The 7,827-nt window shown below is 64.1% G+C and carries 6 protein-coding genes; 1 reads left to right on the forward strand and 5 read right to left on the reverse strand.

What is annotated here, in order from left to right; all coding sequences use genetic code 11:
* Positions 1-301: 301 nt before the first annotated feature.
* Positions 302-1,132 carry a flagellin gene (locus QE494_RS10395; protein WP_300043102.1) on the forward strand — a complete coding sequence of 277 codons (831 nt, stop codon included), beginning with the start codon at positions 302-304 and terminating at the stop codon, positions 1,130-1,132.
* A gap of 92 nt (positions 1,133-1,224) precedes the next feature.
* Here QE494_RS10395 and QE494_RS10400 read toward each other — a convergent pair whose 3' ends face one another.
* The 5 genes from QE494_RS10400 to QE494_RS10420 all read right to left on the reverse strand — a co-directional run.
* On the reverse strand, positions 1,225-3,042 hold the full coding sequence (locus QE494_RS10400) for a motility associated factor glycosyltransferase family protein (RefSeq protein WP_300043104.1): 1,818 nt from the start codon (positions 3,040-3,042) through the stop codon (positions 1,225-1,227).
* A 15-nt stretch (positions 3,043-3,057) separates the two neighbouring features.
* Positions 3,058-5,088: an aminotransferase class III-fold pyridoxal phosphate-dependent enzyme gene (locus QE494_RS10405; RefSeq protein WP_300043106.1), complete on the reverse strand. Its 2,031-nt coding sequence runs from the start codon at positions 5,086-5,088 to the stop codon at positions 3,058-3,060.
* Positions 5,085-5,960, reverse strand: coding sequence for an aldo/keto reductase (locus tag QE494_RS10410; protein ID WP_300043109.1), 876 nt, complete (start codon positions 5,958-5,960; stop codon positions 5,085-5,087). The genes QE494_RS10405 and QE494_RS10410 overlap by 4 nt, the downstream gene beginning before the upstream one ends.
* Positions 5,957-7,141, reverse strand: coding sequence for a UDP-4-amino-4,6-dideoxy-N-acetyl-beta-L-altrosamine transaminase (pseC, locus tag QE494_RS10415; protein ID WP_300043112.1), 1,185 nt, complete (start codon positions 7,139-7,141; stop codon positions 5,957-5,959). Before pseC ends, QE494_RS10410 begins: the two co-directional genes overlap by 4 nt.
* Before the next feature lie 2 nt (positions 7,142-7,143).
* Positions 7,144-7,827: polysaccharide biosynthesis protein (locus tag QE494_RS10420; protein WP_300043115.1), on the reverse strand; the 684-nt coding region annotated here is incomplete at its 5' end.

The following is a 7,827-nucleotide window of genomic DNA, read 5'->3' on the forward strand; positions in this document are numbered from 1 at the left end:
GCAGCGCTGCCCCTGCATGGTTCTGGAGCGTTCGCGACAGAACCCTCGAGGACGAACTCTCCCGCCGTGCGCGGGAGCTGCTAGCGCAGGGCGCTGGGGCCGCCCTCCTGGTGGCCGGCGTGGGCAGGCGGTCGGCGTCTTGAGTGCCGAGAGAGCAGAAAAAATTCTCTTAGCCCTCAAGTCCCGGCCCCTGGCGCCGATTCACTTAACGAGGAAGTGAAGAACTAACTTCCGCAAACCCAATAGCCGACCCGTTCATCAGGGCCTGCACCAAACGGAAACGAACCGAAGGAGTATTTGAATGTCTACCGTGATCAACACGAACACCAAGTCGCTCATCGCCCAGCAGGCCCTGAACGTGAACAACCGTGGGCTCTCCAAGGCCATGGAGCAGCTTTCCACCGGCAAGCGGATCAACACCGCGGCCGACGATGCTGCCGGCCTGGCCATTAGCAACAAGATGACCTCGCAGATTCGCGGTCTCACCCAGGGCGTTCGCAACGCCAACGACGCGATCTCGATGATCCAGACGGCGGAAGGCGCGACCAACGAAGTCACCAACATGCTCCAGCGCATGCGTGAACTGGCGGTGCAGGCCGCCAACGGCACCTACAATACTGAGGACCGCACCTCGCTGCAGTCTGAGTTTTCCGAGCTGCAGGCTGAAATTACCCGCATCTCCAGCAACACCGAGTGGAACGGCACCAAGATCGCCGACGGCACGATGACCGCGGTGAATTTCCAGGTCGGCGCTAACTCCAGCCAGGTGATCACGGTGACCTTCAAGGACATCGACGGGATGACGGGCATGACCACCGCCATCGTTTCAGCCTCCATCAGTTCCGTGGGTGTCGCCAACTCGGCGATCAGCGCGGTAGACACCGCCCTGGCGACGATCGACAGTTTCCGCAGCGACATGGGCGCGAAGATCAACCGCCTGACCTATGCAGCCGACAACCTGACCAACGTGATGACCAACACCGGCGCCTCGCGCAGCCGCATCCTGGACGCTGACTACGCCAAGACGGCGACCGATCTGGCCCGCACGCAGATCATCCAGCAAGCGGCCACCGCCATGCTGGCCCAGGCCAACCAAGAGCCGCAGAGCGTGCTGTCCCTGCTCAAGGGCTGATGGACATGAGGCCCTCCGGGGCCTTGGCAAGAAAAAGGGGCGCCTGTCGGCGCCCCTTTTTCTTGGGTGACGGCGAGACTGGCCGGCTGGGATCAGGCCAGCAGGGAGTCGAGCAGGGCTGGATCTGGCCGTCCCTTGATCTGAATATCGCGGTAGAAATCCGCCAGCTTGTCCAGCAGATCGCAGCTGACCTCGCAGGCCTCCTGAATGCTCTGATAGACCTCTCGGTAGCGCAGGATCGCGTCATTCAGTGAGCGGTCTTCATCCTCTTCCTGCTTGATCACGCCGTAGCGGATCGCCTCCAGACGCGCGCCGCTGCAGGCGTCGACCAGATGCTTGGCGTGTCGGCTGAAGTCCTTGAGCCGCTTGTTGATCCTGTCGATATCGCGCAGGCGGCGAGTCTGACCGCCTTGCGCCTTGCCTCGGGTCAGGGCCTGGGCGCGGGACGCCAGTTCCCCATACTCGACGACCAACTCCCGCAGCATCGCCAGCTGCTGGAGCAACTGGGTCATCTGCTCCTGATCCAGGTACTCGGGTGTTGCCGGCGGGTGGGGTTCCTTGCGCAGGCTGGTCATGCCGATGTGCTCGCACACCTGTGCAAACGGGATCTGCAAGCTGCCGGCAATGCGCGCGCCCCCTTCGGTGGCGTTGATCACCATGACCTCGGGCAACTCCTTGAAGCGCTCTTCGAACCAGGCCTTGTAGGCAAGCAGCTGCCGCTCTGTACGCACCCGGTCGCCGTAGTAGCCCTCGACGTCATAGCCTTTGTCCGAACGACCTTGCAGCATTTCGGAGGAGTAGGTGAAGAGGTAGCCGTCGGCATGGTCCTTGCCGCCCGTCAGGGCCAGGTCCTGCCCGATTAGGACGATGGGGTTGGCGCCCATATGGACGGCCATGTTGAACGCCAAGGTGGCGACCGAGCCTCCCACGCCCAGCCGACCTGGCCGGGCACCGAGGAATCCCAGCGTCTCGGCGATGTGGCCGTCGGCGCAGGTCATGATGTGACCCCGGTCATGGCTCCAGACCATATTGGGCGAGGCGATCATGTCGGTCACCAGCCGGGTGTGGGGGGAGAGCCCGTCCCGCGGCCAGGAAGGCGGCGTGACCGGATCGAGCGCCACCAGATAGTCCGGAACGATGCCGTGGGTGTTCAGAATCGGCCAGACCGTGTCGACCGCGAAAATCGTGAACAGGTGCTGGTTCTGCGCCAGCAGTGGCAGCTGCTTGTTCAGGGAGGGGCCCGCCGAAACGATCAGGGCCGGGCGCTGGTCCAGGGTTTTGTGCAGGGGGGCGATGCCATCGGGCCCATACGCCCAGGGCGCGTTGAGAAAGGCGCTCAGAAGAAACCGCCCGCCCATCGTGAGCCGGGTCGATTTGAGCATGATCCGGGTGTTCAACCGCGAACTCACGAGGCGAAGCAGGTCGCGGGCTGTTTCCGGCGCCTGCTGCACAAGCGCCTGGCTGAACAGTGGCTTCCAGCCGTCGATGGTGTCGATGTCGATCAGACCCGCCAGCGCACCACTTCGGTTGGCCAAGGTACCGCCAACGACGATATGCAGTTGGCCCTTCTTGATCAGCGCCGCCAGCTGCGTTCGTTGTTCCGCATCCAGCCCGGTGCTACCGACCGGCTGCGGGTCCACCACCACAAGGCGTGAGGTCGGGGTGATGCGCCCGAGCAAATCAGTCAGCGTGTCCGGATGTGGCGCGCCGTAAAGCATCCAGAGCTGCCGCGGCTGCGCCCATGGCGAAGGTGTCGCCAGATCCTCCAGAGAGGTCGGCAGTGCCGGCGCGGCCCCTGGGGCCGCGTACGCACGGTCCAATTCATCAGCGTTGCCTTCGCCGATGACCAGCACGGGATCGTCAGGGGACTCGGACGGAGGAAGGGGGAGGGGGAGGGGGTCGCGTTTCATGGCTGGTCAATCGTGTCAGTTGAGGCGCTTGAAGCCGGCATGGCAGATGGGGCCCCGCAGTAGCGCATGGACGTCCTGTGCGCCTTGCTGGCAGGACTTGATGAGGCCGAAGACGGGGTCGAGGGCCTCAAAGTAGCTGTCGATGACTTCCGGGGTATGGGCGGTACAGGCGTAGATGCTGTTGGCCGCCAGGTAGCCCTTTTGCAGCATCTCCTGGGTGAGCAGGGTCTTCCAGGCGAGTGCGTCGGCCCCTTGGAAGCTGAAGCCGGTGAGGGCCGGCAGGCCCCAGTGGGAAATGGCCAGGCCATGGCGGTCGGCCATGGCTTGCCAGCGCCGGCGGACCTCCAGGCCGATCGCGGTGATCGTCTCCCAGGAGCGCTCGCGCTCCATGACCTCCAACGTCCGCAGGGCGGCCGTGGGCCCGATGCGCTCAGTCCAGAAGGTGCTGCTGATGAAGGTCGATTGGGCCGCCTCCATGACCTCGCGCCGTCCGATGGTGGCGGTGATCGCATAGCCGTTGCCCAGTGCTTTACCGAACATGGCCATATCGGGCTCGACCCCGTAGAGCTTGTGAAGGCCGCCCATGGTCTGGCGAAAGCCCGAGGTGCATTCGTCGAAGATCAGCACGATGCCGCGCTCTGTCGCCAACTGGCGCACCCGATGCAGAAAGTCACCCTGGGGTCCCTCGTTGCGCGAGACCTCCATCTTGATCACGCCGATCTCGTTGGCGTCGACCAGGGCTTGCAGTTGTTCAAACTTGTTGTACTCGAAGGGCAAGACTGTTCCGCGCAGGTTGCGTGGCACGCCCTTGGGCTCTAGACCTGGCAACAGATGCCCGTCGAGGTTGGCGTCGTCGGCCAGGTTCGCCGACAGGTACCAGTCGTGCCAGCCGTGGTAACCGCAGATGGCGACCTTGTCACGACCCGAGGCCGCACGGGCGATCCGCACGGCGATGGCATTGGCCTCACCGCCTGAGCGCGCAAGCCGGGCCATGTCGGCCCAGGGATGGAGTTCGACCAGCTTCTCGGCCAGGTACACCTCCTCGGGGCAGTTGAGCGTGGACATGTTGCCAGCCTGGACCGTCTGCATGACAGCGGCATCTACCTCAGCATGACCATAGCCCAGGGTGTTGGTCCCGATGCCCATGATGGACATGTCGATGTAGCGCTTGCCATCGAGGTCCCACACCTCGCAGCCCTTGGCCTTAGAGAAATAGGCAGGCCATTGCTCCGGAAGGAACATCTCCGCCCGTTTGGACAGCAGCATGTTGCCGCCCGGGATGACGTGTCGCGCGCGTTTCCAGAGTTTCTGACCCGTGCTCATCGTGGCTCCCTCGTTTCTCTCAATATCCTGATTGGCCCGAAATATCTCGGGCTCCCGGCGCTGCAGGTCCAACACCTGAGTCCATGAAAAATGGATGTCCGGCGCGAATCGCTCGAACACTTGGCGTACGACCGCGTAGTCGGCGGGTTCGTCGACAGTCCAGCGCAGGTGGGCCAGGTCGCCCGGACACTGGAGGGCTGACTGTGTGAACAGGTCGGCCCTTCGCAGGTAAGGGGTGACATGCTCGCGGTCATGCGGCGTGGTCGCTTCCCGTCCGGCGCGCTCGAGCGCGCTGCGGCGAAAAACCTCCACATCCAGACCATCGGGGTAGGCGGGAGGCCCCGCGTTCCCCAGGTAGTCGACATTGCGGGTGCGAAATTCCTGCACGCACTGGTCCACCAACGCCGGGTCGACCAGGGGGCAGTCACCGGTGATTCGCACCAGGGTGTCGGCGTCGGTCAATTGGCAGGCCGAAAGGTAGCGGGCCAGCACGTCGGCCTCGTCACCCTGGACGCAGGCGTAGCCCAGGTCGCGCACCAACTCGACGAGCGGGGCGTTGGCAGGGTCCACAGAGGTGGCGACGATGATCTGATCGATCTCGACTGCCCGCGACAGGCGCGCGAGCAGCACCTCCATCATCGCCTGATGGCCAATGGGTAGCATGACCTTGCCCGGGAGTCGGGTTGAGCCCATGCGGGCCTGAACGATGGCCGCGACGGTCACAAGGTACCCCAGGCTGCGGGGTTGAGGATCCGGGGTTCGAACTCCGGCCAGCGAGGCCCTTCGTCAAGAGGAGCCCCCGCGATCGCCAAGACTTGCCGCAACTGCTCTGGGCTGTCAAACCCGAGGACGATCTTTTCGACCTGAGGCACCGCCATGAGGAATCGGATGCAGGCCTCGACCGCGGACAGGTTCCGTTGGCCGAGCCAAGCCTGCCAAAAGTCCCAAAGATGTTGCCATGCGGGGAACCGGTCGCGTTGCACCTGCTGGTCGAGAAGCAAGCCTTGAAGGAAGGCCGAGCGGGCGTGGAGCGCCACACCTTGGTCAGCGAGCCGTGTTGCCCAGCCGGAGGTGAGCATGCGACGGTCCAGAATGCTCAGGGGCGCCTGCACCAGGTCAAACCGGTGGACCGCCATCAGGGCGGGCAACTCCGCAGGGTCGTAGATCGAGACACCTATGGCTTGTGCGGCGCCTGCTTGCTGCAAATCTCGGAGGGCACCCAGGAGGGCTGGCCCCATGGGCTCCAGCAACTGACCCGGGCGATGCAAGAGCAAACCGCTCAGGGGCCTTGCACCCAGGCCAAGCCGGGCGCGGCTCTGTGCGACCTGAGCATGGATCCAGGCCGCCACGTCCGATACGGAGTCCGGAACAGGCGGCAATTTGGTCACGACCTGCCAGCCCTCTAGCTCGCATCGGCCCAAGACCGACTCGCTCTGACCGTAGGCCATGGCGGTGTCGACGGTGTCCACCCCTAGGGAACGGGCGGTGCAAAGGATGGCCTGGGCCTTTTCCTGGGGGACCTGTCCCGCCCGGTTGGTCACACCATAGTCGAGCCCGAACTGGGCGGTACCCAGGGCGAGCCGCTGACCTATCACGGCGTCACCCCGGTGAGCGCCTTCTCCAGGCAGGCGACGATCCAGTCCTGGTCGTCGTCAGTCAGATCAGGGTAGAGGGGCAGGCTCATCGCCTCCGCGTAGTAGCGTTCGGACTCAGGCAGGGCAGGGGCGCTGGAGCCTCTTCGTTCCCGGTGGTAGGGCTGCATGTGAACCGGGATGTAGTGCAGGTTGACGCCGATACCGTTTTCACGCAGTTGCGAGAAAACCTCCGAGCGGCTGGCGTTGCCAGGCGTCTCGGGCAGACGGACGATGTAGAGGTGCCAGCTCGAGTGACCTTCGGGATGCTGCCAAGGGCGGATGACAGGCAGTCCTTCGAGCAGGCGGTCATAGCGTGCAGCCAAGGCGCGCCGCCGCTCGACGAAGGCGTCTAGCCTTCGCATTTGGCTCAGGCCAAGCGCTGCGTGCAGGTCACTGAGCCGATAGTTCAGGCCCAGGGCCAGTTGCTGGTAGTACCAGGGACCGTGGCTGGGCTCGTCCATCTCCGCGGGCTCGCGTGTGATGCCGTGGCTACGCAGTAACGCCATTTGCTGCGCCAGACCCAGATCTTGGGTGAGGGCGGCGCCACCTTCGCAAGTGGTGATGATTTTTACCGGGTGAAAACTCAGCACCGTGATGTCGCTGTAGCGGCAATTGCCCACTGGCTCTCCGAGGTACTCAGCGCCTACCGCGTGTGAGGCATCCTCGATGATCTTGACACCATGGCGGCGTCCCAGGGCGCTGATGGCGGCCATTTCACAGGGCTGGCCGGCCAAGTGAACTGGAATGATGACCTTGGGCAGGCATCCCTGCGCCGCCGCCTGCGCCAGCTGCTGCTCCAGTGCAGTCGGACTCATGTTGTAGGTGATCGGGTCAATGTCGACGAAATCGACCGAGGCCCCGCAGTACAAGGCGCAGTTGGCCGAGGCGACAAAGGTGATCGGAGTGGTCCAGACGCGGTCGCCGGGGCCTACCCCCAAGGCCAGACAGGCCAGGTGCAGGGCGCTCGTCGCGCTGTTGACCGCGACGGCGTGGGTGACGCCGAACCGTGCCCCCAGTGCCGCCTCAAAGGCAGGAACCGCGGGGCCCTGCGTCAGCCAGTCGCCTCGCAGGACACGCGTGACCGCAGCGATGTCCTCGTCATCGATACTCTGGCGCCCATAGGGAATGGTGCGGCGGGTCATGCTCAGGCCGGCTCGAACTCAGGATCAATATGGGCCCGAATCATTTGACGGATCCCCTCTACTGACAGGAAATCGCCGTTGCTGCCGGAGTCGTAGCTAAATCCCGGCGCCACCGGGTCGGACTTGCGCAGTTCTCGGTACCGGTTGACGCTCATCGCACTGCTGCCGGAGGGCAGGATTGCGTAGTACGGTCCCAGGTCCAGGGTGGTTGCGCTGTCTGCGGAGGTGATCATCTCCTCGTGGACTTTTTCACCAGGTCGGCTGCCGACGATGTTGACGCTGCAGTTGGGACCGATGGCCTCGGCCACATCGCCCACCCGGTAAGACGGGATCTTGGGGACCAAAATCTCGCTGCCCAGTCCGTTCTGGAGTGTCCACATTACCATCTCAACGCCGTCGGCCAGCGAGATGTTGAATCGGGTCATGTCCGGGTCAGTCAGCGTGAGGCTGCCCTGGCGCGCCTGCTGGAGGAACAACGGGATCACGGATCCGCGTGAGCCCATGACGTTGCCGTAACGCACGACCGAGAACCGCAAATCGCGTGCACCGCGGAAATTGTTGGCCGCGATGAACAACTTGTCGCTGCACAGCTTGGTCGCGCCGTACAGGTTGATCGGTGCCGCAGCCTTGTCAGTGGACAGGGCGACGACCCGCTTGACCTGGGTGTCCATGCAGGCCTCGATCAG

It is taken from the genome of Ramlibacter sp. (assembly GCF_029866045.1).
Taxonomy (GTDB): domain Bacteria; phylum Pseudomonadota; class Gammaproteobacteria; order Burkholderiales; family Burkholderiaceae_C; genus Ramlibacter.

Bases quoted from the DNA above. Each gene is read 5' to 3' on its own strand.
- QE494_RS10400 (WP_300043104.1), bottom strand. From the start codon at position 3,042: ATGAAACGCGACCCCCTCCCCCTCCCCCTTCCTCCGTCCGAGTCCCCT.
- pseC (WP_300043112.1), bottom strand. From the start codon at position 7,141: ATGACCCGCCGCACCATTCCCTATGGGCGCCAGAGTATCGATGACGAG.
- QE494_RS10395 (WP_300043102.1), top strand. From the start codon at position 302: ATGTCTACCGTGATCAACACGAACACCAAGTCGCTCATCGCCCAGCAG.